This is a genomic window from Pantoea sp. UBA7232 (assembly GCF_002473195.1).
GTDB lineage: Bacteria > Pseudomonadota > Gammaproteobacteria > Enterobacterales > Enterobacteriaceae > Pantoea > Pantoea eucrina.
The window spans coordinates 234,897-260,322 of record NZ_DKTK01000009.1; the positions used below are offsets into that span (position 1 = coordinate 234,897).

The 25,426-nt window shown below is 57.9% G+C and carries 23 protein-coding genes; 5 read left to right on the forward strand and 18 right to left on the reverse strand.

The window, feature by feature from the left end:
- Window positions 1–97 precede the first annotated feature (97 nt).
- The 3 genes from xseA to B4056_RS11040 all read left to right on the forward strand — a co-directional run bounded on the left by xseA (window position 98) and on the right by B4056_RS11040 (window position 2,905).
- Window positions 98–1,471, forward strand: a complete 1,374-nt coding sequence (xseA, locus tag B4056_RS11030) for an exodeoxyribonuclease VII large subunit (RefSeq protein ID WP_071667900.1) — start codon at window positions 98–100, stop codon at window positions 1,469–1,471.
- 97 nt (window positions 1,472–1,568) lie between these two features.
- A complete protein-coding gene (locus tag B4056_RS11035; RefSeq protein WP_113655621.1) occupies window positions 1,569–2,582 on the forward strand; it encodes a M4 family metallopeptidase in 1,014 nt (337 codons plus the stop codon).
- Window positions 2,579–2,905: a protealysin inhibitor emfourin gene (locus B4056_RS11040; protein WP_039379602.1), complete on the forward strand. Its 327-nt coding sequence runs from the start codon at window positions 2,579–2,581 to the stop codon at window positions 2,903–2,905. The genes B4056_RS11035 and B4056_RS11040 overlap by 4 nt, the downstream gene beginning before the upstream one ends.
- Before the next feature lie 40 nt (window positions 2,906–2,945).
- Here the strand turns inward: B4056_RS11040 and B4056_RS11045 are convergent, their stop codons facing one another.
- The 10 genes from B4056_RS11045 to ndk all read right to left on the reverse strand — a co-directional run bounded on the left by B4056_RS11045 (window position 2,946) and on the right by ndk (window position 15,351).
- The gene (locus tag B4056_RS11045) at window positions 2,946–5,390 is read right to left on the reverse strand and encodes a glucose/quinate/shikimate family membrane-bound PQQ-dependent dehydrogenase (protein ID WP_039379605.1); all 2,445 of its coding nucleotides are present in this window, start codon (window positions 5,388–5,390) and stop codon (window positions 2,946–2,948) included.
- 295 nt (window positions 5,391–5,685) lie between these two features.
- Window positions 5,686–7,170: a ribosome biogenesis GTPase Der gene (gene der / locus B4056_RS11050; RefSeq protein ID WP_039379608.1), complete on the reverse strand. Its 1,485-nt coding sequence runs from the start codon at window positions 7,168–7,170 to the stop codon at window positions 5,686–5,688.
- A 174-nt stretch (window positions 7,171–7,344) separates the two neighbouring features.
- Window positions 7,345–8,526 (reverse strand): outer membrane protein assembly factor BamB, encoded by a 1,182-nt coding sequence (bamB, locus tag B4056_RS11055; protein ID WP_071667898.1) that lies wholly within the window; start codon window positions 8,524–8,526, stop codon window positions 7,345–7,347.
- A 19-nt stretch (window positions 8,527–8,545) separates the two neighbouring features.
- Window positions 8,546–9,163, reverse strand: coding sequence for a YfgM family protein (locus B4056_RS11060; RefSeq protein WP_113655622.1), 618 nt, complete (start codon window positions 9,161–9,163; stop codon window positions 8,546–8,548).
- 39 nt (window positions 9,164–9,202) lie between these two features.
- Entirely contained in the window at window positions 9,203–10,477 is a 1,275-nt protein-coding gene (gene hisS, locus B4056_RS11065; protein WP_039379615.1) for a histidine--tRNA ligase, read from the reverse strand.
- Between the two features lie 107 nt (window positions 10,478–10,584).
- Window positions 10,585–11,706, reverse strand: a complete 1,122-nt coding sequence (gene ispG, locus B4056_RS11070; protein ID WP_039379618.1) for a flavodoxin-dependent (E)-4-hydroxy-3-methylbut-2-enyl-diphosphate synthase — start codon at window positions 11,704–11,706, stop codon at window positions 10,585–10,587.
- Between the two features lie 38 nt (window positions 11,707–11,744).
- Window positions 11,745–12,767, reverse strand: a complete 1,023-nt coding sequence (gene rodZ, locus B4056_RS11075; protein WP_071667897.1) for a cytoskeleton protein RodZ — start codon at window positions 12,765–12,767, stop codon at window positions 11,745–11,747.
- Window positions 12,757–13,491, reverse strand: coding sequence for a type IV pilus biogenesis/stability protein PilW (gene pilW / locus B4056_RS11080; protein ID WP_071667896.1), 735 nt, complete (start codon window positions 13,489–13,491; stop codon window positions 12,757–12,759). The genes rodZ and pilW overlap by 11 nt, the downstream gene beginning before the upstream one ends.
- Window positions 13,492–13,563: 72 nt before the next feature.
- Window positions 13,564–14,733, reverse strand: coding sequence for a bifunctional tRNA (adenosine(37)-C2)-methyltransferase TrmG/ribosomal RNA large subunit methyltransferase RlmN (locus B4056_RS11085; protein WP_039379627.1), 1,170 nt, complete (start codon window positions 14,731–14,733; stop codon window positions 13,564–13,566).
- A gap of 186 nt (window positions 14,734–14,919) precedes the next feature.
- The gene (gene ndk / locus B4056_RS11090; RefSeq protein ID WP_039379630.1) at window positions 14,920–15,351 is read right to left on the reverse strand and encodes a nucleoside-diphosphate kinase; all 432 of its coding nucleotides are present in this window, start codon (window positions 15,349–15,351) and stop codon (window positions 14,920–14,922) included.
- Between the two features lie 314 nt (window positions 15,352–15,665).
- Between ndk and sseA the strand changes: the two genes are divergently transcribed.
- Complete coding sequence (sseA, locus tag B4056_RS11095) at window positions 15,666–16,508, forward strand: 3-mercaptopyruvate sulfurtransferase (RefSeq protein ID WP_039385610.1); 843 nt, start codon at window positions 15,666–15,668, stop codon at window positions 16,506–16,508.
- A 143-nt stretch (window positions 16,509–16,651) separates the two neighbouring features.
- On the opposite strand, the gene sseB is transcribed toward sseA, so the two are convergent.
- The 5 genes from sseB to trmJ form a co-directional block, all read right to left on the reverse strand.
- Window positions 16,652–17,419: an enhanced serine sensitivity protein SseB gene (gene sseB, locus B4056_RS11100; RefSeq protein ID WP_039379633.1), complete on the reverse strand. Its 768-nt coding sequence runs from the start codon at window positions 17,417–17,419 to the stop codon at window positions 16,652–16,654.
- 51 nt (window positions 17,420–17,470) lie between these two features.
- Window positions 17,471–18,757: an aminopeptidase PepB gene (pepB, locus tag B4056_RS11105; protein WP_039385612.1), complete on the reverse strand. Its 1,287-nt coding sequence runs from the start codon at window positions 18,755–18,757 to the stop codon at window positions 17,471–17,473.
- Between the two features lie 60 nt (window positions 18,758–18,817).
- Window positions 18,818–19,987 (reverse strand): IscS subfamily cysteine desulfurase, encoded by a 1,170-nt coding sequence (locus tag B4056_RS11110; RefSeq protein ID WP_288654753.1) that lies wholly within the window; start codon window positions 19,985–19,987, stop codon window positions 18,818–18,820.
- Window positions 19,988–20,165: 178 nt separating this feature from the next.
- Entirely contained in the window at window positions 20,166–20,663 is a 498-nt protein-coding gene (gene iscR / locus B4056_RS11115) for a Fe-S cluster assembly transcriptional regulator IscR (protein ID WP_094112084.1), read from the reverse strand.
- Window positions 20,664–20,803: 140 nt separating this feature from the next.
- A complete protein-coding gene (gene trmJ, locus B4056_RS11120; protein WP_288654754.1) occupies window positions 20,804–21,547 on the reverse strand; it encodes a tRNA (cytosine(32)/uridine(32)-2'-O)-methyltransferase TrmJ in 744 nt (247 codons plus the stop codon).
- 121 nt (window positions 21,548–21,668) lie between these two features.
- On the opposite strand from trmJ, the gene suhB reads away from it, so the two are divergent.
- Window positions 21,669–22,472, forward strand: a complete 804-nt coding sequence (gene suhB, locus B4056_RS11125; RefSeq protein ID WP_039379640.1) for an inositol-1-monophosphatase — start codon at window positions 21,669–21,671, stop codon at window positions 22,470–22,472.
- Window positions 22,473–22,518: 46 nt separating this feature from the next.
- Here the strand turns inward: suhB and B4056_RS11130 are convergent, their stop codons facing one another.
- The 3 genes from B4056_RS11130 to B4056_RS11140 all read right to left on the reverse strand — a co-directional run bounded on the left by B4056_RS11130 (window position 22,519) and on the right by B4056_RS11140 (window position 25,318).
- On the reverse strand, window positions 22,519–23,532 hold the full coding sequence (locus tag B4056_RS11130; RefSeq protein WP_039379643.1) for a TIGR04086 family membrane protein: 1,014 nt from the start codon (window positions 23,530–23,532) through the stop codon (window positions 22,519–22,521).
- Window positions 23,533–23,723: 191 nt separating this feature from the next.
- Complete coding sequence (locus tag B4056_RS11135) at window positions 23,724–24,701, reverse strand: nickel/cobalt transporter (protein ID WP_094112082.1); 978 nt, start codon at window positions 24,699–24,701, stop codon at window positions 23,724–23,726.
- Window positions 24,692–25,318, reverse strand: a complete 627-nt coding sequence (locus B4056_RS11140) for a DUF1007 family protein (RefSeq protein ID WP_094112081.1) — start codon at window positions 25,316–25,318, stop codon at window positions 24,692–24,694. The genes B4056_RS11135 and B4056_RS11140 overlap by 10 nt, the downstream gene beginning before the upstream one ends.
- Between the last annotated feature and the right edge of the window lie 108 nt (window positions 25,319–25,426).

Here is a 25,426-nt window from a genome sequence, read left to right on the forward strand (position 1 = left end):
TGCCTCTACTGCTTTTTCAGAAAAAGTCTTGATCCTGCGCAGCAGCCCTGTAGTATCGATGAATTAACCCTCTGATTTAAAATTTGATCTTCATCACATGTCGCTACCTGCAACCGCCAATATTTTTACCGTCAGCCGCCTCAACACCACGGTGCGCACGCTGCTGGAAAATGAGATGGGCCTGGTGTGGCTCAGCGCTGAGATCTCCAATTTCACGCAGCCCGCGTCCGGCCACTGGTACTTCACGCTGAAAGATGATGGCGCACAGGTGCGCTGCGCGATGTTCCGCAACAGCAACCGGCGCGTGACGTTCCGGCCGCAGCACGGGCAGCAGGTGCTGGTGCGGGCCAGCGTCACGCTGTATGAGCCGCGCGGCGACTATCAGTTAATCATTGAAAGCATGCATCCGGCGGGTGAAGGCCTGCTGCAGCAGCAGTTTGAGCAGCTGAAAGCGCAGCTCAGCGCAGAAGGGTTGTTCGATCAGCAGTTCAAACAGCCGCTGCCCGATCCGGCTCGCCAGGTCGGAGTGATCACCTCCGCAACCGGCGCCGCGCTGCATGATGTGCTGCGCGTGCTGCACCGCCGCGATCCCTCACTCCCGGTAGTTATCTACCCCACCGTGGTGCAGGGGGCCGATGCGCCCGCTGCCATCGTGCGCGCTATCGAGCTGGCCAACCAGCGTAACGAATGTGACGTGCTGATTGTCGGCCGCGGCGGCGGCTCGCTGGAAGATCTCTGGTGCTTCAACGATGAGCGCGTGGCGCGTGCGATTTTTGCCAGCCGCCTGCCGGTGGTCAGCGCCGTGGGGCATGAAACGGATGTCACTATCGCCGATTTTGTCGCCGATCTGCGCGCGCCCACGCCCTCTGCCGCCGCTGAGATTGTCAGCCGCAATCAGGTCGAGCTGCTGCGGCAGCTGCAGTCACAGCAGCAGCGCATGGAGATGGCGATGGACTACTATCTCGCCGGGAAGCTGCGTTATCTCACGCAGCTTCAGCATCGCCTGCAGCAGCAGCATCCGCAGCTGCGCCTGGCACGGCAGCAGACCGCCCTGTTTCAGCTGCAGCGTCGCTTAGGCGCAGCCGCCGATCGGCAGCTGCGCAGCGCGCAACGCCAGCAGGATCGGCTGCTGCAGCGGCTCAGTGCGCAGCAGCCACAGGGGCGCATCCTGCGCGCGCAGCAGCAGCTCGCGCAGTGGCACTACCGTCTGCAGCAGAGCATGCAGCAGCAGCTGGGACAGGATCGCCAGCGCTTTGGCACGCTGATGGCGCAGCTGGAAGGAGTCAGCCCGCTGGCGACGCTGGCGCGCGGCTTCAGCGTTACCACCGATGCGCAGGGCGAAGTTGTAAAACAGATCGCGCCGCTGCAGCCAGGCGACAGGCTGCGCACCCGGCTGGAAGATGGCTGGGTGGAGAGCGAAGTCACCGCCCTCACGCCGCTGAAACGCCGCCGTAAACCCCGCCAATCCTGACCAGCACGCAGGGAGATCCCCTCCCTGCCTGCACGTTTCCTGCTCTGCCTGACCCCGGTCTATACTCTTTGCATACCCATCACCCAGGGAGTCCGGCATGTCATACAGCGTAATTCCCCCCTATATTCTGCGTAACATCATCGACAACTGTGCAGGGCCGCAACAGGAGTCGGCGCGCCGCACGCTTACTCACGTTCAGCAGCTAATGGCGGAGCCGCACCGCGTCATCGCACCGGCGGATATCGCCCGGCCAGGTCAGGTGCTGCGCGCCATTTTTGATGCCAGAGAGAGTCAGACGCTGCCCGGCACGCTGATACGTCAGGAAGGTCAGCCTGGCAACGGCGACGTGGCTGCGGATGAAGCCTGGGACTATCTGGGCGTTACTTATGATTTTTTCTGGAACGTTTATCAGCGAAACTCGCTCGACAACAAAGGGCTGAAGCTGGACGGTACCGTGCACTACGGCCAGAATTATCAGAACGCTTTCTGGAACGGCCAGCAGATGGTCTTTGGCGACGGTGACGGCGAGATTTTTAATCGCTTCACCATCGCGATTGACGTGGTCGCCCATGAACTGACGCACGGCGTCACGGAAAGCGAAGCGGGACTGATCTACTTTCAGCAGGCGGGCGCGCTGAATGAGTCGATGTCTGATGTCTTTGGCTCACTGGTAAAACAGTATCAGCGGCAGCAGCGCGCGGAGGAAGCGGACTGGATCATCGGCGAAGGATTGCTGGCTAAAGACATTAACGGCAGCGGTCTGCGCTCCATGTCAGCCCCCGGCACCGCCTATGATGACCCGCTGCTGGGTAAAGATCCGCAGCCGGCGGATATGGCGCACTATATCGAAACGCGTGATGACAACGGCGGCGTGCATCTCAACTCCGGTATTCCTAACCGCGCGTTTTATCTTGCGGCCACCGCGCTGGGCGGTTTTGCATGGGAACGCGCCGGTCAGGCGTGGTATGACACGCTGTGTGACAAAACCCTGCCGCAGGATGCTGATTTCAGCACCTTTGCCCGCTTTACCGTTGAGCATGCGGCAAAACGCTTTGATCGGCAGGTCGCGGAGCAGATCCAGGCCGCCTGGCAAGAGGTGGGTGTGAAGTGAACATAGAACTGACGGATGACGCGATCGTAGAGCTGGCGCGGGAGGGCGGCTTCGCCTTTATTCCCAAACTGCGTAAAGAGCGGCGTTTTGCGCTGGCCCAGCTGCCGGAACCGCAGAAACAGCGGGTCTGTCAGGTGCTGGAGCAGGCGCTGCCGCTCGGCGAGCAGGCGGAACAGGCTACCTCCGCAGGCAGTGGCGATCAGCACTATTTCCGCATCCAGATCACCTACGCCACCCACCATGAGGCGGGTGCTATCGTGATTTACGTAGCGGAAAAAGATGCGCCGCCAGCGCTGCAGGCGCTGTGGCAGAACGGAGAGTAGGCAAAAAAAAGGCCGGCATCCTCTGCCGGCCCTGCTGCTCTTACTTGCTGTCTGGCAGCGCGTAAGCAATCACATAATCCCCGCGGTCCGGCGACTGGCGTGCGCCACCGGCAGAGATCAGGATGTACTGCTTGCCATTTTTGGGTGAGACATAGCTGATTGGGCCACCCTGGCTGCCGACCGGCAGGCGCGCTTTCCACACCTCTTTACCGGTTGAGCTGTCAAAGGCGCGCAGGTAGTAGTCCTGCGTACCGGCGATAAACACCAGTCCGCCCTGCGTCGCCAGCGTACCGCCCAGCGTTGGCATACCTACCGGCATCTGCGCGTGCATTTTGATACCAAACGGGCCGGTATCCTGCACGGTACCCACCGGCACCTGCCAGACAATCTGACGCGTTTTCATGTCGATAGCTGAAAGCGTACCAAACGGCGGGGCCTGACACGGAATGCCGAGCGGCGACATAAAGCGGTTTTTATTCACTGCATATGGCGTGCCCTTAAGCGGTACGGCGCCCATGCCGGTGTTAACCGATTCACCGCCGTTGCTGCCGCGAGCCACTTTGCTGGTGTCCTGCGGGATCATCTGTACCCACAGGCCAAGGCGCATATCGTTGACGAACATATACTGATTGTTGGGATCAAACGAGATACTGCCCCAGTTCAGACCACCCAGAGACCCCGGGAAGCTGAGCGATTTGTCCGTGTCCGGTACGGTGAACAGACCGTCATAGCGCATGCCTTTAAACGCGATACGGCACGCCAGCTGGTCAAACGGCGTCGCGCCCCACATATCGGATTCCGTCAGCGTCTGGTTGCCGATATTGGGCATCTCAACCGAGTGCGGCTGGGTTTTGGTGTACTGCTCGTTCGGGATGTGCCCCTGCGGCATCGGCCGCTCTTCCACTTTGGTCAGCGGCTTGCCGGTCAGGCGGTCCAGCACCCAGATCATGCCGGTTTTTGCCCCGATGACCACCGCCGGTTTGGTGGTGCCATCCTTCATCGGGAAGTCGACCAGGCTTGGCTGCATCGGCAGGTCAAAGTCCCACAGGTCGTTGTGAACTGTCTGATAGACCCACTTCTGTTTGCCGGTAGTGGCATCCAGCGCGAGGATGGATGCACCGTAGGTGTGATCGAGCTTTGTGCGATTCGCGCCCCACAGATCCACTGACGAGCTGCCCATCGGCAGGAACACGGTGTTCATCGCCGGATCGTAGGAGAGCGGCGCCCAGGAGTTCGGCGTGCTGCGGGTATAATCCTGGCCCGGCATCAGTACCGCATTCGGATCGTCGTTGCCTGGATCGAACGCCCAGCGCATTTTACCGCTGATCACATCAAAGCCGCGCAGTACGCCGCCTGGCATATCGGTCTGCACGTTGTCCGCCACGCGACCGCCGACTACCACGGTGGTACCGGCAACCTGCGGTGCGGAGGTCAGCTGATAGAGCGGATCGGGCGCCTTGCCCAGCCCCTGCTTCAGGTCAACCACGCCGTTGTTGCCAAAGCTGGCGCAGAACTCACCGTTGTCGGCGTTAATCGCGATAAGACGCGCATCGATCGTGTTCATCAGGATACGGCGCTGGCAGCTGTCGCCTGCGGCCAGAACCGGTGCCGGCACCGGCGTGGAGCCTGGCTGCGTGGGCTGCGTCACCGGTTTGGTGGCGTCAAAATAGGCCAGACCGCGGCAGCGGTTCCACACTTCCGCCTGCGCATTGATTTCACGCTTCCAGATCTGCTTACCGCTGTCCGCTTCTACCGCAATCACATTGTTGTGCGGCGTGCAGAGATAGAGCGTGTTGCCAACCTGCAGCGGCGTCTGCTGATCTTCAGCGCCATTGCCGGTCGGGCTGAGCGGTGTGTCGCCGGTACGGAAGGTCCAGGCAACCTGCAGTTCATTAACGTTGTCACGCGTGATCTGATCAATCGCCGCAAAACGATCCCCTTCCGGCGTGCGGCCGTAGCTGCTCCAGTCCTGCTGCGGTTTGCTTTTATCCACCGGGATCAGCGGCAGCTGCGAACCGGTAAAGGCCACGGTAGGATGCGGCTGAAACATCTGCACCACGGTAGCGATCATGCCAACCGCAATCAGCGCTGACAGTGCGTAAGAGAGCGTTGCCAGCGGCGCTTTGCCTTCGCTTTTGCGCAGCGCAGGCCAGGTCAGAAATGCGAACAGCATCAGCCCCGCCGGCACCATCAGCCGGGAAACCAGCGGCCAGAAGTGCCAGCCGGCATCCATTACCGCCCAGATCAGGGTTCCGATAAACGCCAGGACCAGCAGCGTCACCGCTGACGCTTTACGCCGCATAAACTGGACCGCCGACGCTATCATAACGATACCGGCAATCAGAAAGTATTTACTGCCATCCAGCGCCGCCAGTTTACCGCCGCCAATAGCGAAAAACAGGCCGATCGCCAGCAGCACCAGCCCGAACAGCACGGACCAGACGCTGAGTCCCCTGCCGGGGCGAGTGGAATGTTCTGCCTTCACACAAACTCTCCTGAAAAATAGTGCATGCCGCCTGTCCGGCTTCGTCGCGGGACACAGCAGCACCCTGTTTAATGACGAACCGCAAAGCAGTCCGCAACCGCGCACTCATGCATGAGAACGCGGCATATCAGGGCGAGCTCACCATAAGGCGGCAGGATTGTACCAGATGGTACAATTGAAAGTGAACGATCATAACGCAGGGTTTACCGGCCAATAGCATTTTTGCTACATCTGCCGGGCTAAGCCGCTGTTAAATCACAGGCAAAAAAAAAGAGCCCGGCGGGCTCTTTTTTACTTAACGCTTATTCTTTTTCAGGTGTGCCAGCAGACGCTTGCGCTTGCGCTGCTGCGTCGGCGTCAGCAGATTGCGTTTGCCGGCATACGGGTTATCACCCTCTTTGAACTGGATACGGATTGGCGTACCCATAACGTTCAGCGAGCGACGGAAGTAGTTCATCAGATAACGCTTGTAGGAATCGGGCAGATCTTTTACCTGATTACCATGGATGACCACGATAGGCGGGTTGTATCCACCGGCGTGCGCATATTTCAGCTTAACGCGACGGCCCCGCACCAGCGGCGGCTGATGATCTTCTGCTGCCATATTCATAATCCGCGTCAGCATGGAGGTATTTACGCGTTTGGTTGAGCAGTCGTACGCTTCCGTTACGGATTCAAACAGGTTACCTACGCCGCTGCCGTGCAGCGCCGAAATAAAGTGTACGCGGGCAAAATCGATAAAGCCGAGACGATAATCCAGCGTCTCTTTCACTTCATCTTTTACTTCCTGCGACAGGCCATCCCATTTGTTGACCACAATCACCAGCGAACGTCCGCTGTTGAGGATAAAGCCCAGCAGGGAGAGATCCTGGTCGGAGATACCGGCACGCGCGTCAATCACCAGCATCACGACGTTAGCATCTTCGATCGCCTGCAGGGTTTTGATCACCGAAAATTTCTCAACGGTATCGGTGATCTTGCCACGCTTGCGCACCCCGGCGGTGTCGATCAGGACATATTCGCGCTCGTCACGCTCCATCGGGATATAGATGCTGTCACGCGTCGTGCCTGGCATGTCATAGACCACCACGCGATCTTCACCAAGAATACGGTTGGTGAGCGTTGACTTACCTACGTTAGGACGACCCACGATAGCCAGCTTAATCGGCAGGCCGGTCGGATCAAACTCCTCTTCCTCTTCCGCCTCTTCGCCACTCTCTTCTGCGGCTAATGCGGCCCAGTAGGCTTCGTTTTCATCCTCTTCGCTGACTTCCTGCGGGTCTGCCACGTCCATCCACGGCAGCAGCGCGGTTTCCAGCAGCGAGGTAACGCCGCGACCGTGCGAGGCGGCAATCGGATGAATATCACCCAGACCTAGCGCGTAAAAGTCCAGCACGGCGGCATCGGCGTCCAGGCCATCCGTTTTGTTCGCTACGAGGAACGTCGCTTTTTCACGGGAGCGTAGATGGTTAGCGATCTGCTGATCCGCCGGCATAACGCCTGCGCGGGCATCAACCATGAACAGCACCACATCCGCTTCTTCAATCGCCAGCAGCGACTGCTCCGCCATGCGGTTCTCTACGCCCTCTTCGGTGCCATCAATACCGCCGGTATCGATAACAATAAATTCGCGCCCTTCCACTTCGGCGCGACCATATTTGCGATCGCGAGTCAGTCCAGGGAAATCGGCCACTAACGCATCACGGGTGCGCGTTAAGCGGTTAAACAGCGTGGATTTCCCCACATTGGGACGCCCAACCAGCGCGACCACAGGTACCATAACACTTGCCTCAGTTTAAAAATGAATCGCCCGAATGGCGTGAGTATAACGACATTTGCCGCCCGCTTCAGGCTTAAGGCGCCTAGAATATCACGCCTGACAAAAAACAGAACGGCTCCTGACGAATCAGGAGCCGTAATTACTGACGGAAATCCATTCCCGCGCGCTCAGGACTTAACGGCTGATGGCGTAAACCTCGCCGCCTTTCGCCTGAATCAGCAGTCTGTCACCGGCCACAACCGGCTCGGTCTGGAAGCCGTCGCTGTCCAGTTTCTGCTGCGCCACAAAGCGGCCATCCAGCGTGTTGATCCAGTGCACGTAACCTTCGCTGTCTGCCACAACCAGATAACCGTTAAACAGCACCGGTGCCGTCAGATTACGGTGCAGCAGATCGCTCTGACGCCACAGCGCTACGCCGCCATCGGCGTTAAGCGCTATCACGCGGTCGTCCTGATCCACCAGATAGATGCGTCCGGCGTCGACAATCAAATCTTTAACGCCGCCGATTTCACGCTTCCACATAATCTGACCGGAACGCAGGTCGAGTGCGGTCAGGTTACCGTTGTACGCCAGCGCATAGACCACGCCATTAACGATAACCGGCGTGGTATCGACGTCACTCAGACGATCGATCTCCGTCGCGCCGCTCGGCTGTGAAATGCGCTGCTGCCAGATCAGCTGACCCTGGTTCAGGATCACCGCGCTGACGCGACCGTTATCACCGCCAACGATAGCGCCGCCAAAGGCGACCGCAGGCGCAGACTCACCGCGCAGCGAAAGCGCCGGCATATCGAGGTTCACGGTCCATTTTACCGCACCGCTGCTCTGATCCAGTCCCTGCAGCATACCGTTACTGGTGTGAACCAGTACCAGGCCATCGCTGACCACCGGACGGGAGAGCGCTTCACCGGCGACTTTGGTCTGCCACGCCAGCGAGCCGTCGCTGCTGTTGAGTGCAAATACCTGCCCGCGCTCGCTGCCAATATAGATCCGATCGCCGCTGGCGGTGACGCCGCCGGAGAGCAGCGCAGAGATGTTTTTCGAGAAGAAACCAGTCTTCTCAGAGAGATCGACTTTCCACTTCTCTTTACCGTTGCTGGCATCCAGCGCCTTTACCACGCCAAAACGATCGGCAGCGTAAACGGTGCCGTCCAGCCATGCCGGATGCAGGTTGGAGTAGAAATCGCCAATGCCGTCGCCTACTGACGTGCTCCAGACAGTTTCCGGCGTGAACTGATTTTCCACTTTCGGCAGCGGAGCCATCTTCACTACATCTTCTTCGCCGCTGAATAGCGAGCAACCGCTGAGCAGAGTGACGGAAATCAGCCCTGGCAGCAGGTATTTACGTAATTCCATGTGCGCTCTCTTGTCTGGCTTAACTTAAGTTATCTATTTTCATCTGCAGCATCTGCTTCAGTGCCGGAGAAGCCTGCGAACCCGCGCCTTTACTCCAGGCATCGCGCGCGCCCTGCTTGTCGCCTTTGCTCAGCAATGCTTCACCGCGAATATCTGCCACAATCGCGCTCCAGCCGTCACCCTTAACGTTATCCAGGGTAGCCAGCGCGGCATCAGCCTGCTTCTGCTGCAGCTGAATACGCGCCAGACGCAGGTTGATAACCGCCTGCAGATTGGCATCTTTGGTGTCGTTTAGTCCTTTCTGCAGCAGCGCAATGGCTTTATCAAGCTGGCTGGTCTCAACGTACTGCTTCGCCAGGTCCAGCGCGGCCAGTGCACCGTAGGTATTGCTGTTTTCGCTGGCGAAGCTGGCAACGGCCTCCAGGCTTTCCGGTTTATCCGCCTGCATCGCGCTGGTGAGCTGCTGATACTCCGCAGATGCCGCTTTGCCTGAATTTTCCTGATGCAAACTCCAGTAGCGCCAGCCGCCCAGCGCCGCGATCCCTACTACCACGCCAATCGCCAGTGCTTTGCCGTTATCGGCGAAAAAGCGGCGCAGCGCATCAACCTGTTCATTCTCGTTGCTGTAAACTTCCACGCAATCCCTCTCCTTAAAATGGCTGTTGCCGCGTGCTGCTTACTGCAGCAGCGTCTGCAACGTCGCAGCGGCGTCCTGCTGAGCCAGCGTCTGCTGGTCGCCGGTGCGCAGATCTTTAATCACCACCTGGCCCGCTTTCACTTCATCTTCGCCGAGCACCAGTGCAATGCGTGCGCCCCATTTATCTGCACGGGCAAACTGCTTTTTAAAGTTGCCGCCGCCGAAGTTAGTCATCAGCTTCAGCGCCGGGTTGGCATCACGCAGCGTTTCCGCCAGCTGCATAGCCGCAGACTGAACGCCCTGCCCTGAAGCGATAACATAGACATCAACAACCCGCGTCGGTTCAAATTCAGGATTCACCGCCTGCACCAGCAGCACCAGCCGCTCCAGACCCATGGCAAATCCTACCGCTGGCGTGGCTCGTCCGCCCAGCTGCTCAACCAGGCCATCGTAACGCCCGCCGCCGCATACGGTGCCCTGCGAGCCGAGGCTGCTGGTGACCCACTCAAAGACGGTGCGGTTGTAGTAGTCGAGGCCGCGCACCAGACGCTGGTTGACGCGATAACGAATACCGGCATCATCCAGCAGCGCGCAGAGTCCGGTGAAGTGGGCGCGCGACTCTTCATCCAGGAATTCGCCCAGCGTTGGCGCATCATTCAGCAGCGCCTGAATTTCCGGATTTTTGCTGTCCAGCACGCGCAGCGGATTGGTATACATGCGGCGTTTGCAATCTTCATCCAGCACATCCTGATGCTGCTCCAGAAACGCCACCAGCGCACTGCGGTAGTCCGCGCGCGCCGCCAGAGAGCCGATGGAGTTCAGCTCCAGTTCAACGTGGTCAGCGATGCCCAGCGCTTTCCACCAGCGCGCGGTCATCATAATCAGCTCAGCATCAACATCCGGCCCCTGCAGGCCAAACACTTCGACGCCCATCTGATGAAACTGACGATAGCGCCCTTTCTGCGGACGCTCGTAGCGAAACATCGGACCGACATACCAGAGGCGCTGCTCCTGGTTATAGAGCAGACCATGTTCAATACCGGCACGTACGCAGCCCGCCGTGCCTTCCGGGCGCAGCGTCAGGCTTTCGCCGTTACGATCTTCAAAGGTGTACATCTCTTTTTCAACCACATCGGTCACTTCACCAATGGCACGGCTGAACAGTGGGGTATGCTCGACGATTGGCAGACGGATTTCACTGTAGCCATAGCTGGCCAGCACCTGCTTCAGGGTGCCCTCGATACGCTGCCAGATTGCGGTGTCGGCTGGCAGGAAGTCGTTCATCCCGCGAATCGCTTGAATATTCTTCGCCACGTTAAAATCTCTTAATACAAAAAAACCTGTCCGGCATCATACCTTATGAGGATGAAACCGCACAGGTTCATTCATAAACTGGTACGCGCCGGGCGCGCACCGCCTGGTTATTTTTCCAGCTGCTGCACGCTGATTCGACGACTCTCATCCAGCATGGATGCCTTGGCACGAATGCGCGCTTCCAGCTGATCGATCATGTCATCGTTGTCGAGACGATCGCGTTGACGAACGCCATCCTCGTAGAAACCGCTTTTCTTGCTGCCGCCGGTAACGCCGAGCGTCGAAACGGTAGCCTCGCCCGGACCGTTGACTACGCAGCCGATAATGGAGACATCCATCGGCGTAATAATATCTTCCAGCCGTTCTTCCAGCGCATTCACGGTACCGATCACATCAAACTCCTGACGTGAGCAGGTCGGACAGGCGATAAAGTTGATCCCGCGCGAACGGATGCGCAGTGATTTCAGGATGTCATAGCCAACTTTTACCTCTTCTACCGGATCGGCTGCGAGCGAAATACGCAGCGTATCGCCGATGCCCTCTGCCAGCAGCAGACCAAGGCCGATTGCCGACTTCACCGCACCCGCCCGCGCGCCGCCCGCTTCGGTGATCCCGAGATGCAGCGGCTGATCGATCGCTTTTGCCAGCAGGCGGTAAGACTCTACGGCAAGAAACACATCAGAGGCTTTAACGCTGACTTTGAACTGATCGAAGTTCAGACGATCGAGATGATCGACATGGCGCATAGCGGATTCCAGCAGCGCCTGCGGCGTGGGTTCGCCATACTTCTCCTGCAGATCCTTCTCCAGTGAACCGGCGTTCACCCCGATACGAATCGGAATGTTGTAATGGCGGGCGCAGTCCACAACCTGACGAATACGTTCGTTGTTGCCGATGTTGCCCGGATTGATACGCAGGCAGTCAACGCCATACTCCGCCACTTTGAGAGCGATACGGTAGTCAAAGTGAATATCCGCTACCAGCGGCACGTTGACCTGTTGCTTAATCAGTTTAAAGGCTTCCGCCGCGTCCATGGTCGGCACCGAGACGCGCACGATATCCACACCCACACGCTCCAGCGCACGAATCTGGTTAACCGTGGCTTCCACGTCGGTGGTGCGGGTATTAGTCATGGACTGAACGGCGATGGGAGCACCATCGCCGACTGGCACCTTGCCGACGTAAATACGCGTTGATTTGCGACGGATAATGGGTGCTTCGTTATGCATATTTTCTCTCCACAATTCCCCGGAAAGCGCGCTGCGCGTTATTGCGCACCCAGCGTCAGACGGGCAACCTGGTTATTACGGATAAAACGACTTAAATCAACGGGCTGATTCTGATATTGCACGTCAACCGCACGCGGTGCGCCAATTTTCAGACGATACGGAGGCGTGCCGGAGAGGCTGAGCTTGCCACCGCTACGCTGTATCCCGCTGAACAGTTTTTTGCCGGTTGCATCGCTGACTTCCAGCCAGCAGTCGGCCTTGAAATTCATGACCACAGCGTTGGGATCGCCTGCGGGCTGGCTGACAGCCGCGCTCGCGGTTGGCATGCTGCCAGCTGCGACGCTGTTGGCCGGTGCCGGCGAGGTGGCCGCTGGCGGCGCGTTATCAACCGGCGCCTGCGAAGGAGAAACGACCGCGTTATCACCAGAGGTGGCCGAAGAGGCAGCCGGCGCGCGGCTGCTGTTATCCGCGCTGCCAGCGGTGCTGCTCTGTGAGGTCACCGCGCCGGCACCGTTATCAACCGGCGTGCCGGCGGCATTGGTGTCGCTGTCACTGGTGCTGTCGGTGCTGGTATCGCCCAGCGGAATAGACTGACCGCCGTCGCTGCTGCCGTTCTGATCGGCCATTGAGACCAGATCGTCCTGCGAAGCCTTGTGATTCTGCCACCACCAAGCGCCGGTCAGGCCAATAACAACAAACGCCACCAGCCAGGTAAAGATCATCAGCCAGCCATCGCGCTTTTTGCGGCGCTTGCCCAGCGAGAAGCTCTGCATCGGCGCGATTTTGGCCGCGCGCACCGGCGCCTGCTTTGCCATCATTGGCAGCAGATCGTCTTCCGGTACATGAACCAGGCGGGCATAGGAGCGAATATAACCGCGCAGAAAGGTCGATGCGAGATCGGCCGGCGACTTATCCTCTTCAATGTCACGCACGGTAGAAAGTTTCAGGCACAGGCGCTCAGCGACGTTTTGCTGCGTCAGCCCCATCTGCTCACGGGCCAGACGCAGGCGTTCACCTGTGGAATGTACTGCAGATTTTTCTTGAGTGGCTTCAGTATTCATTAGCTAAATAACGCTGGTACTGTATCGATTGTGGAAAACTTCGCGCCAACCGGTCGCCATAACGTGTAACGTCAGCAGCGTTTCCCTGTTGCGCGGCGAAACGTATCTGTAACCACAGACTCTCTGCCGTTGCGGGCAGACGCTGATGGTAGAGTTCTAAAAGCACGGGAAGCATTTTTCCTGCCGGCTGCATCAGCTGCCGTTCACCCTCCTCCAGCAGCCAGTTTCCCTGCTCAGGTGCGGCTTCCAGCGCCTGCAGCAGCCGTTTGCGCCCGGCGGCCTCGTCGCCCGCCTGCAGATAACAATAGCCTGAAATCAGAAGGAGATCCTGACGGGCATCGCTCTCCGGCGCCGCACTTGCCAGCTTAAACTGTTGATGCGCTTCGCCATACTGCCCTAATCTGCAGAGAAACGCACCGTAATTGTTAGCGACATAACCATTAGCGGGCGCTAACTGTTGTGCCCGCTGGTAGTACCGGCGCGTCTGTATACTATTCTGCTGCGCCTGAGCGACCCGCGCCAGCGCCAGGGGCACGCGGTAATCTTCAGGAGCCACGCGCTGCGCCTGCAGCAGATTGCGTTCAGCAGCCGCTAAATTATTTGCGGCTAAATAGTGCAGTCCCAGCTGCAGACGAATATCCGCCGCACGATGTGATGACGGGCCGGTGACACACCCGGTTACAACAAAGCCTGCCGCAACGGCAATACCTAATCCTTTTAGCATAGCGCTCTCCCTGCGAATAAACCGGGAGAGTGCCACGCTTTACGCCCGCAGCGAATCGGCGGGCGTGCGGTTTCAGATCGCCTTCACAGAGATAGCGTCACCCGCCATCTTTTTACGCAGCGTACGCTTGGTACGGTCGATCACATCGCCCGCCAGCTGGCCGCAGGCCGCATCGATATCATCGCCGCGGGTTTTACGCACGATAGTGGTAAAGCCATAGTCCATCAGCACTTTAGAGAAGCGATCGATACGGCTGTTGGAGCTGCGGCCATAAGGGGCTCCCGGGAAGGGGTTCCATGGGATCAGGTTGATCTTGCAGGGCGTATCCTTCAGCAGCGCCGCCAGCTCATGCGCATTGTCGGTGCTGTCGTTGATATGGTCCAGCATCACATACTCAATGGTCACGCGGCCCTGATTGGCATTGGATTTGCCGATATAGCGCTTCACCGCCGCCAGGAAGGTTTCGATATTATATTTTTTGTTGATCGGGACAATTTCATCGCGAATGGTATCGTTCGGCGCGTGCAGCGAGATCGCCAGCGCTACGTCAATCATATCGCCAAGCTTATCCAGCGCGGGCACAACGCCTGAGGTGGAGAGCGTGACGCGGCGCTTGGAGAGGCCAAAGCCAAAATCATCCAGCATAATATCCATCGCCGGCACGACGTTGTTCAGGTTGAGCAGCGGCTCACCCATGCCCATCATCACCACGTTGGTAATAGGACGCTGGCCGGTGACTTTCGCGGCGCCAATAATTTTGGCCGCGCGCCATACCTGACCAATAATTTCGGAAACGCGCAGGTTGCGGTTAAAACCCTGCTGCGCCGTAGAGCAGAATTTGCACTCCAGCGCGCAGCCTACCTGAGAAGAGACGCACAGCGTGGCGCGCTCCGCCTCCGGAATATAGACCGTCTCCACCAGCTGATCGCCTACGCGAATCGCCCATTTGATGGTGCCGTCGCTGGAGCGCATCTCCTCCGCTACTTCCGGCGCGCGGATCTCTGCGCGCTGCATCAGCTTGCCGCGCAGCACTTTGTTGATATCCGTCATCTGCTCGAAATCGTCGCAGCAGTAGTGGTAAATCCACTTCATGACCTGATCGGCACGGAACGGCTTCTCGCCCATTTCGATAAAAAATTCACGCATCTGCTGACGATTGAGATCGAGCAGGTTAATTTTTTCGTTTTTAGGAGAAACCACGGCGGGGGACGCGTCAGCTGGCGTCACAATCTGTTCAGACATAATAATCTCTGGCCTCGTTGTTACACGTTACGGCTCTGGTTAGGAAGAAGAAAAAACAGCGCCCCGGCTGAGCCAGGCTCAACAGGGGCGCATTATTGTACTATAACTGCGGCACGATGCCAGGGTAACCGTTTTACGCCAGCGTAAAAGGTGTAAACTCCCCTGTCCGCTTCAGCCGCAATGCACTTAGCGGGTGCGCGCGCAGACTTCGTTTTCAGCGAAGAAGTAAGCGATTTCACGGGCAGCAGACTCTGCAGAGTCAGAACCGTGGGTCGCGTTTTCGGTGAAGCTGTCCGCGTAATCTGCACGCAGGGTGCCTGCCAGTGCGTTGTCCGGGTTGGTCGCACCCATCAGGTCACGGTGACGCTGAACGGCATTTTCGCCTTCCAGAACAGAAACCACTACCGGGCCAGAGGTCATGAACTCAACCAGACCATCAAAGAATGGACGGCCTTTGTGCTCAGCGTAGAAGCCTTCAGCCTGCTCTTTGGTCAGGTGCAGCATTTTTGCGCCAACGATTTTGAAGCCCGCGCTCTCAAAACGGTTGTAGATAGCACCGATAACGTTCTTAGCAACGGCGTTTGGTTTAATGATGGAGAAAGTACGTTCGATTGCCATGATTACCTCTGAATTAGCATCCTGAATAAACCGGGAACCCTCTCCCGGTAAGAAAAACGCGCCGATTATAGGGAGATCGACGCGTGTTGCCTATGAGTGATTGGTGGAATTATTGAAAATAATTACTTTTTGCGGTGCAGGCTGCACCGTGACGCACCCGCCACGGGTTTACGCCCTGTGCTGCAGGCCGGATATCTTCAGCAGAACAGATGCTGCATTTTCATCCCGCGGCGCTCACTTTAGCCATTGCGGGCTTGAGATAGCCTGCACATTCCCGGAGACTGACCTTTTCCGCAAGAAGAGAGAAGATGGCAATGACGGTTCCCCTGTTTGTATCTGCTGAGTGGCTGCATGAGCACTACGGTGATGAAGAAGTACAGGTGCTGGATGCGCGCATGGTTCCGCCGGGTCAGGATGCAGTGCGCGATGTCACCGCAGAGTATCTGGCCAGTCACCTGCCGCAGGCAGCTTTCTTTAATATTGAAGCGCTTTCCGATCACACCAGCCCTTACCCGCATATGATGCCCCGCCCGGAGAGTTTTGCTGTCGCAATGCGTGAGCTGGGGGTGGTGCAGGATAAGCATCTGATTGTGTATGACGAGGGTAATCTCTTCTCTGCCCCGCGCGCCTGGTGGATGCTGCGCACCTTTGGCTGCCAGCGCATCTCCATTCTGGCCGGCGGTCTGCAGGGCTGGAAAGCCGCAGGTTTGACTACCGCAGACGGCCCGGTGGCGCTGCCGGAAGGTGACTTCGCGGCACACTTCGACAGCAGTCAGGTGAAGCGACTGAACGATGTACTGCTGCTCAGCCATGAAGGAGGCGCGCAGATTGTGGACGCGCGCGCAGCAAACCGCTTTAACGCTGAGGTGGATGAGCCGCGTCCCGGCCTGCTGCGCGGACATATTCCGTACAGCCTGAATCTGCCGTGGAACAGTCTGGTGGAGAATGGCGCGCTGAAACCCGCCGCCGAGCTGCGTCAGCAGTTTGCGCAGGCAGGCGTGGCGCTGGATAAGCCCATCGTTGCCAGCTGCGGCTCGGGCGTAACGGCGGTGGTGCTGATTCTGGCGCTGACGGCGCTGGGCGTCCGCGACGCAACGCTCTATGACGGCTCCTGGGGCGAATGGGGCAGCCGCGACGATTTACCGATTGAAAAATAGTCGCCTGCCTGAAACCAGGGCGCCATGAATGGCGCCCCTACAGGATCCGTACCCGCCTGAAACCAGGGCGCCATGAATGGCGCCCCTACAGGGAATTCCCGCGTTATGCGCGTGCCAGGGCCATACGCATCAACATACGATGGTTAAATGATGCGCTGGCTGCCTTTAAAATCGCGCAGGAAACTGCCCCAGCGCCGCTCATAAAATGGCGTGATATGCGCGGTAAAAAAATGGCTGACGCCATGCTGTCCGGCATCCACTTCGCAGATATCAACAGGAGCATCATCGGTCAGCGTATCGGTCGCCACGCTGCCTGCGGCCTGAATAATTTCATCGATATCACTGTCAGCTTCTATACCAATCAGCAGATTAGGCGCTTCGTTCACGCTTTCACGCAGGCTGGCAATGTAGGCGCGGCGCACCTGTTTATATTTAGCAAACAGCTGGGTCAGGGAGTCGATCATCTGTGCCGGCGGCTCAGCTACCTCCGACAGCAGCAGCGCGTGGCCGCCCTCCAGCACTGTCTGCTGGCTCAGCGCACTTCCCTCCTCACCCAGCAGATGCGCGATTTCACCCGGCGTAAACTCTTTACCCGCTGGTAATTTCGGGTTCAGAAACAGCGCTTCCCCCAGCGTCATCTCAAACAGCGTACGCGCCGGCAGGCGCAGCCACGGCTGTTCATCCGTTATCGCCTCGCGCATAGCCGCCTCAGAGCTGAAAAACGGGATCACGCTGCCGCCTCCCTCTTTCTCCCAGTGCTGTAACTCGACGGGCGAGGTCGCGTTAAACTGTTCAGCCGGGCTTTCACCTGGCACCCAGACATCTGCGGCCAGCAACAGCTGAAAAAACTCCGGGCGATGCGCCGGCTCGGTGGCCGCCAGCTTCAGCACCTCTTCAAGACGATTACTCATGCGTGTTTCATTCCAAAAAAGCGGGCAGGAGCCAGCCTGCCCGAAGCGGGATTATTTCAGTAACAGGTTGGCAAGCGTGCGCACGCCGAGTCCGGTTGCGCCCGCTGACCACTGATCCACCGCGCTTTTGCGGTAGGTTGCGGAGCAGTCAATATGCAGCCAGCCCTGCTGATATTTTTCAACAAACCACGAGAGGAATGCGGCCGCGCTGCTGGCACCGGCGGCGTGAGCCGGGCTGGCGATGTTGTTGAGATCGGCAAAATTTGACGGCAGATGGCTGCGGTGGAACTCCGCCAGCGGCAGACGCCAGAACGCTTCATTTTCGCCGGTGGCGCTGCCCAGCAGCGACTCAGCCAGCACATCGTCGAAGGTAAACAGCGCGTGATAGTCGTTGCCGAGCGCCGTTTTGGCTGCGCCGGTCAGCGTGGCAGCATCAATCAGCAGCTCCGGCTTCTGCTCGCTGGCGTCAATCAGGCCATCCGCCAGCACCAGACGCCCTTCCGCATCGGTGTTCATCACCTCAACGGTTTTACCGTTGCGGTAGCGGATGATATCGCCAAGACGGAATGCGTTGCCGCTGACCATGTTATCGGCACAGCAGAGATAGAGTTTTACGCGCTTCGTCAGCCCACGAGCAATCGCCAGCGCCAGCGCGCCGGTGACGGTCGCCGCTCCGCCCATATCGGACTTCATAGAGTCCATAAATGCGCTCTGCTTCAGACTGTAGCCGCCGGTATCAAAGGTGATCCCTTTACCGACCAGACAGGCGTAAACCGGCGCATCTGCGTCACCGGTCGGGTTGAAGTCAAGCGCCAGCAGTACCGGCACGCGCGACGAGCCACGCCCAACGGTATGGATACCGCTATACCCCTGCTCGCGCAGATCTTCGCCTTTAGTGATGCGATAGCTGACGGCATCGCCACCCGCGTCTCTGATCAGATCGATAGCGCTGTGCGCCAGCTGTTCCGGGCTCAGGTCTTCCGCGGGCAGGTTAATGGTATCGCGCACCCAGTCAATAATCTGCAGACGACGATCGAATTCAGCGCGATCGCTGTCGCTGAGCGCCGGCCATTCCACCTGGCGCGCGCCTTTCGGGCTGCGATAGCCCTGCCAGAATGCCCAGCACTTTTCCAGATCCCAGTCGTCACCGCACAGCGCAACGTGACGGATCCCCTGGCTGTCGAGCTTGCGCGCCGCGCGCTGAATCGTCAGCAGCGCATCACTGCCCGTAAGGTGCAGCGTCATACCACTCTCGCTGCTGCTCAGCAGGGCTTTTTCGCCCCAGCGCGCATCAGCAGGCTGCGTGCTGAGCGTAATATTCATCGGTTGTGTTGTCATCGCGTCGCTCCGTTTACGTTTGGTCTCATTCCACGCCAGACCGGCGCGGAGTGGCATGGATCAGCGGGCGGCTGCCGGGGCAACGGCCCGCATCCGGCTGACGGCTTTATTGACCAGCGCAATCGCGTAGTCAATCTCCTCCTGCGTAGTGAAACGCCCCAGCGAAAAGCGCAGCGAGCTGTAGGCCAGCTCCGGCTCAACGCCCATTGCGCGCAGCACATAGGAGGGTTCCAGACTCGCCGAGGTACAGGCTGAGCCGGATGAAAGCGCCAGATCTTTCAGCGCCATAATCAGCGTTTCACCCTCAACCTGCGCAAAGCTGATATTGAGGATATTTGGTGCGCTGTGTGCCAGCGAGCCGTTAAGCTGTACGCCGCTCAGCTGGCTGATGCCCTGCCAGAGCCGCTGACGCAGCGTGGCGAGTCGCGTCATCTCTTCTGCCATTACCTCGCCTGCCAGCGCATAGGCTTCACCCATACCGACAATCTGATGCACCGGCAGCGTTCCGGAACGCATACCGCGCTCGTGCCCGCCGCCGTGCATCTGTGCGTCAATCTTCACCTGCGGCTTGCGGCGTACCCAGAGCGCACCGATGCCTTTGGGTCCATAGAGCTTATGCGCCGAGAACGACATCAGATCCACCGGCAGCGTGCTGACGTCAAGCGGCAGCTTGCCCACGCTCTGCGTGGCGTCCACGTGGAACAAAATGTCACGCGCGTGACAGAGCGCGCCCAGCGCCGCAATATCCTGGATGACACCCGTTTCGTTGTTCACGTGCATCAGCGACACCAGCACGGTATCGTCGCGCAGTGCGGCAGCCAGCATATCCGGCGTGACAATACCGTCGCTGCCGGGCGTCAGCCAGGTCACATCAAACCCTTCGCGCGCCAGCTGCAGACAGCTATCGAGTACCGCTTTATGTTCCGTCTGGCTGGTAATGATATGCCGTCCGCGCGCCTGACGGGCGTGTGCTGCCCCTTTAATGGCGAGGTTATCCGCTTCGGTCGCGCCGGAAGTAAAGACTATTTCGCGCGGATCGGCGTTAACCAGCACCGCAATCTGATTGCGGGCAACATCAACGGCCTCTTCAGCCTGCCAGCCAAAGCGGTGGGAACGGGATGCGGGATTACCGAAGGTGCCATCCAGCGTCAGACACTGCATCATTCTGCTGGCGACTCGTGGATCCACAGGCGTGGTCGCTGCGTAATCCAGATAGATCGGTAATTTCATGGCGCTGTAACTCCGTAAAATAAAACACAGGTCTTTATAGCATGATTCAGCCTGCAGAGAGTAAACCGGTCATGCGGCCGGTGACGGGAGCGCTAACAGCACAAAGCCCCGGGGGCTTAATCGCTAAGCGCCCGGGGCTTTGTAAAAGTCAGTCTTCAGTCAGGCAATAGGATTGCGATCAGGCACGCAGATTAACGTTGATGGTTTCCTGCACGCGATGCTGCTGAAAACGACGGTTATCCACGCTGTTCTGACGATCGGCAACATCCAGGATTTCCTGATTATTCACCAGCTCAGCCAGCGTAATATTGTTCAGGAAATCGCTGATGCGCTCGCTGAGATCGCGCCACAGAACGTGAGTCAGGCAGCGTTCGCCACCCTGACAGCCCTCTTTGCCCTGACATTTGGTCGCATCCACCGACTCATCTACCGCGGTGATCACCGCACCCACTGCGATAGCACTGGCATCTTTACCCAGCAGATAACCGCCACCCGGCCCGCGCACGCTGGCAACCAGGCCGTGCTTACGCAGACGCGAGAACAGCTGTTCCAGATAGGAGAGTGAAATCCCCTGACGCTCGGAAATATCCGCCAGCGGTACCGGCCCCTCATGCGAATGCAGGGCTACGTCCAGCATAGCGGTAACGGCATAGCGTCCTTTGGATGTCAGTCTCATAGCGTAAAACCTCGTCGGCATCCGCCCTTATGCAGGCGGGTTATCGGTGGAATGTCAGTCAGCGCAGTCTGCCATTCCCGAGTATTTTGGTCAACTATTTAACCGAGTAATTTACTCAACTATTTAACCTGGCGTTTTACTCAACTATTACCCTTTTCGCCTTTGGGTTTTTCAAAGGAGGAGAGCATGCCGCGCAGAATGTTCAGCTCATCGCGTTCCGGACGGGCACGCGTATAGAGGCGGCGCAGTTTGCTCATCACCTGGCTCGGCGTGCCGGTACGGATAAAGCCGCTCTCCAGCATCATCTGTTCGATATGCTGATAAAAGCGTTCCAGATCGTCCACCAGCGGATAAGGTGAGGCTTCATATTCCGGCTGCGGAGCCGCTTTTTCCTGCGCATCCAGCCACGCCATACGCACTTCATAAGCGATGATCTGCACCGCCATTGCCAGATTCAGCGAGCTGTACTCCGGGTTAGCCTGAATGGCTACGTGATAATGACACTTCTGCAGTTCGTCGTTGGTCAGTCCGACGCGCTCACGACCAAACACCAGCGCGACCGGTGCCTGCTGTCCCTCTTCCACGCTCTTGATGCCGCACTCGCGTGAATCCAGCATCGGCCATGGCAGCGAACGTGAACGGGCGCTGGTACCTACCACCAGGCTGCAGCCGGCAATCGCCTCATCCAGCGTATCAACAATGCGGGCGTTGCCGATAACGTCGCTGGCCCCCGCCGCAAGAGAGATCGCCTGCGAGTCAGGTTTAACCAGCGGATTCACCAGATAAAGGTTGCTTAACCCCATGGTTTTCATGGCGCGGGCAACAGAACCCATGTTGCCGGTGTGGGACGTTTCAACCAGTACAATTCGGATATTTTGCAGCATAATTATGAGCGGGTGAGAAAATGATGGCGCGTATCCTAACATAAATGCAGGACATTTGCTGAACACGCTGCTATACTCCGCGCCGTTTTCCCCGTTCTTTAACATCCAGCGAGAGATACCGATGCATCCGATGCTCAACATCGCCGTGCGCGCAGCGCGCAAGGCCGGAAATTTAATTGCCAAAAATTACGAAACTCCCGACGCTGTCGAAGCCAGCCAGAAAGGCAGCAACGACTTCGTGACCAATGTTGACCGTGACGCAGAAAGCCTGATTATCGAAGTCATTCGTAAATCTTACCCACAACACACCATCATCACCGAAGAGAGCGGTGAGCTGGCGGGTGAGGATCAGGATATTCAATGGGTAATCGATCCGCTGGATGGCACCACCAACTTCATCAAACGTCTGCCACACTTCTCCGTCTCTATTGCCGTGCGCATTAAAGGCCGCACTGAAGTGGCTGTGGTTTACGATCCAATGCGTAATGAACTCTTCACCGCCGTACGCGGTCAGGGCGCACAGCTGAATGGCTATCGTCTGCGCGGCAGCAACGCCCGCGATCTGGATGGCACCATCCTGGCGACCGGCTTCCCGTTCAAGGTTAAGCAGCACGCGACGCCATATATCAATATTGTTGGCAAACTGTTTACCCAGTGCGCAGACTTCCGTCGCAGCGGTTCAGCCGCGCTGGATCTGGCTTATGTCGCAGCCGGCCGCGTTGATGGCTATTTCGAGATTGGCCTGAAGCCGTGGGATTTTGCAGCGGGTGAGCTGCTGGTACGTGAGGCGGGCGGTCTGGTGACTGACTTCACCGGCAACCACGGTTATCTGCACTCAGGTAACATCGTAGCCGGCAATCCGCGCGTCGTAAAAGCCATGCTGGCTAATATGCGCGAAGAGCTGAGCGAAGCGCTGAAGCGCTAAGCAAAAAAAAAGGCGGCCCGCGGGCCGCCTTTTTTAATGGTACTGATTAACGACGTTCGTGCGTTAACACCTGACGCGGCTGAGTACGGCGACCTACACCACCCAGAATCGCTGCCAGCACGGCTTCGATAATCAGCATGATGAAGGTGAACCAGCTCGCTTTCGCCGTAGCAGCGGCAGCCTGTTCTGCTGCTTCACGTGCTTTCTGCTCCGCTTCCTGCTTCAGCTGCTGATACTTCTGCATCGCCTGCTGATAGCTCTGCTCTGCCTGGTTAACAATCTGTTCTGCTTCCTGGTCACTCTTACCGGTACGCGCTTTGATAATATTTTTCAGCGCATCGCGGTCAGCAGCCTGCAGCGTATCAGAATGACGGCTCAGCACGCCTTTAAACCAGTTGCTCAAATCAGCATCCGCGTTCTGCGGATTTTGTGCCGTATTTTTTGCCTGATTCTCAGCGTTGTTCGCTTCGTTATTTGCATCCTGCTGCAGATTTTCTGGCTGTAATTCCGGCTTGCCGGTCTGGCGCAGCGTGGTCTCCAGCTCATTCTGCAGATCGTCGAGGTTAATATTATTTTCCTGCAGCTTCTCTTTCGCCATATTGGTCAGCGAAGGCGCAACAGAAGAAATACCATTACCCAGCGCATTTACACCTGAACCCAGAATATTAAAGGCGCCGCCAATAATACCGCTTGCCAGAGAGAAAGCCAGCCACAGAGTAATAAGCGTACTGACACCAAACATCAGTAAACCGTGCAGTGCGCCTTCGCGCTGTGCCAGACGGCCGGCGATATAGCTACCTACCGCCATCGCAATCAGCATGCTGGCACCGGTCCAGATCAGCGCGCCAGTACCAAGATGCTCCAGAGGATTTTGCTCCTGCTGTGGATCAATGGTCGTAGCACCAATTGCCGTACCCAATACTCCCAGTAATATATGAACAATCAGCGCAGCGATAACACCTGCAAATATTGCGCTCCATGAAATGCGTTTTAACGGCAGTCCCGCATGTGTATCGGTCACGGTCTCCGTGATGCCATTATGAGTCCGGATTTCAGGCATGGTATTCTCCTCGCAAAAAACGACGACTGATAAAAGTTTATTTTAAAAAAGTTAATTCTCAGCTGATGTCATTTAGCGTAGACAGAGAATGCTATTTACACCAGAGGTGCACAGCAGGATATTTTTCTCTGATAGCGGAAAATTAAACATCCGGCAGATTATGCGCGGCCGGATGTTTATCCCGGGTCCGGTTAAAAGGGGCGCAGGCCGTTGCTGGCAGCGGGGAGTGCACTCTGCCACAGAAGCGCTCCGGCAAGTATCAGCGCAACCGCCCCCAGTAGCATGAGCAGCGCCATCACTACCGCAGTTCGTTTTTGATCGGCTGCTGAACGGCTCAATCTCGCTGCCAGCACGCGCGAACGCTGAACCATGATGCCCAGCAGAGACACCGTCAGCGCGGTCCCCAGCGCCATCGCCAGCGCAGCGGCCACGCCCCACAGATAAACATCAATCACTTTAGCGAATAGCAGCATCATCAGCGCCCCTGAACAGGGGCGCAGGCCCATGGAGAGGACCAGCAGCAGCTGAGTCCTGAAGCTCACCGCGTGCGCCAGCTGATGCGCATCCGGTACATGCGTATGGCCACATGCGCAGGCTGCGTCATGCTGATGCTGCGTATGTATTGCCCGGATCTGCCAGCCCGCCGCCGGACGCAGGGCTGCCCGCAGCGATTTCACGGCGCGACAGCCCAGCCAGCAGCCCAGCGCGATAACCAGCAGGTAGCTCCCCTTTTCCAGCCAGTAGCTGCTGAGATGGAGCTGGCGCGATGAGGTCTGCAGTACCACCAGCATCAGCGTCACCAGGGCAATGGCTACCCCGCCCTGCAGCAGCGCAGCCAGCAGAGTCAGACGAATGCTGGTGCGCAACTGCGCAGGGTGCGTCGCTAAAAAAGTGGCGATCACCACTTTGCCATGCCCCGGTCCCAGCGCGTGCAGGACGCCATACGCCAGGCTCAGCAGCAGCAGCGTTATCCCCGCCTGGCGCGGCTGTGCTGCGACCTGCTGCAGCAGCTGTGTCAGGGAATGGTTAAGCGCTTTCTGCCACAGCACGCTCTGTAACAGAATGTGCGGCCAGGCGTGCCAGAGCAGCATTGCGGTCAGCAGCAGCAACAGGCCGGCGGCGGGCAGTGGCCAGCGACGCCGCGTAGGGAGCGGAATATTCAGCGACATATCAGCGTCACCGTCTGGGCAAACTGGCGGCCCAAATCCATATCTTCCGGCGGCGCGTCAGCTTTATCCAGCGACAGTGCATACTGCTGCAGCGACGCGTCCGGCTGTGGGGTCGTAAGCTTCAGCTGGCAGTGCGCCTTTAGGTTCTCATCCATGGCAATATCCTGTGACGTCTCATACTGCATATCAACAAAATAGCTGGGATCAAACGTCAGCATACGGTAACGCTTCCCGGCCAACGGCTGCGGCTCGCCCAGCGGCACAATAAATTCGAGCACGGCCTTATGTCCGCTACGCGACAAATTGTACTCCTGCGGCAAATTAAGAAATTTTATCCGCGTTTTCTCCTGCCACAGCTCGGTAAAATAGTGCTGACCCAGTACGTTAGCCATCACCTGAGCCGCCAGCTTTTTCCATACCACATCACCCGGACTGGCCTGCCCGGCATCATAAAGCAGGTCGGCGGAGGTGATTTCGTCCATCGTCCAGACCATTTTTATGCCAGTCAGCCGATCGTTCTGGCTTTTCAGCTCTGCTTTCATCGCAATAAAACTGTGCGGATGGCATGCAGCCGCAGCGGAGAAAAACAGCGTAACCAGTAAAAGCGCAATTTTCATATGTTATAAAGTAACAATTTATAAGGTAAAGGTTTACGTGGCCCGAAAAAAACTGTGACCCGCCCTGAAGCTCTGAGTAAAAGTCTGCACCGATAGCGTAATTTCAGC

Coding starts and splice junctions, on each gene's coding strand:
- xseA (WP_071667900.1), top strand. CDS start 98: ATGTCGCTACCTGCAACCGCCAATATTTTTACCGTCAGCCGCCTCAAC.
- B4056_RS11035 (WP_113655621.1), top strand. CDS start 1,569: ATGTCATACAGCGTAATTCCCCCCTATATTCTGCGTAACATCATCGAC.
- der (WP_039379608.1), bottom strand. CDS start 7,170: ATGGTACCTGTGGTCGCGCTGGTTGGGCGTCCCAATGTGGGGAAATCC.
- bamB (WP_071667898.1), bottom strand. CDS start 8,526: ATGGAATTACGTAAATACCTGCTGCCAGGGCTGATTTCCGTCACTCTG.
- ispG (WP_039379618.1), bottom strand. CDS start 11,706: ATGCATAACGAAGCACCCATTATCCGTCGCAAATCAACGCGTATTTAC.
- rodZ (WP_071667897.1), bottom strand. CDS start 12,767: ATGAATACTGAAGCCACTCAAGAAAAATCTGCAGTACATTCCACAGGT.
- pilW (WP_071667896.1), bottom strand. CDS start 13,491: ATGCTAAAAGGATTAGGTATTGCCGTTGCGGCAGGCTTTGTTGTAACC.
- B4056_RS11085 (WP_039379627.1), bottom strand. CDS start 14,733: ATGTCTGAACAGATTGTGACGCCAGCTGACGCGTCCCCCGCCGTGGTT.
- ndk (WP_039379630.1), bottom strand. CDS start 15,351: ATGGCAATCGAACGTACTTTCTCCATCATTAAACCAAACGCCGTTGCT.
- sseA (WP_039385610.1), top strand. CDS start 15,666: ATGACGGTTCCCCTGTTTGTATCTGCTGAGTGGCTGCATGAGCACTAC.
- sseB (WP_039379633.1), bottom strand. CDS start 17,419: ATGAGTAATCGTCTTGAAGAGGTGCTGAAGCTGGCGGCCACCGAGCCG.
- pepB (WP_039385612.1), bottom strand. CDS start 18,757: ATGACAACACAACCGATGAATATTACGCTCAGCACGCAGCCTGCTGAT.
- B4056_RS11110 (WP_288654753.1), bottom strand. CDS start 19,987: ATGAAATTACCGATCTATCTGGATTACGCAGCGACCACGCCTGTGGAT.
- iscR (WP_094112084.1), bottom strand. CDS start 20,663: ATGAGACTGACATCCAAAGGACGCTATGCCGTTACCGCTATGCTGGAC.
- trmJ (WP_288654754.1), bottom strand. CDS start 21,547: ATGCTGCAAAATATCCGAATTGTACTGGTTGAAACGTCCCACACCGGC.
- suhB (WP_039379640.1), top strand. CDS start 21,669: ATGCATCCGATGCTCAACATCGCCGTGCGCGCAGCGCGCAAGGCCGGA.
- B4056_RS11130 (WP_039379643.1), bottom strand. CDS start 23,532: ATGCCTGAAATCCGGACTCATAATGGCATCACGGAGACCGTGACCGAT.
- B4056_RS11135 (WP_094112082.1), bottom strand. CDS start 24,701: ATGTCGCTGAATATTCCGCTCCCTACGCGGCGTCGCTGGCCACTGCCC.
- B4056_RS11140 (WP_094112081.1), bottom strand. CDS start 25,318: ATGAAAATTGCGCTTTTACTGGTTACGCTGTTTTTCTCCGCTGCGGCT.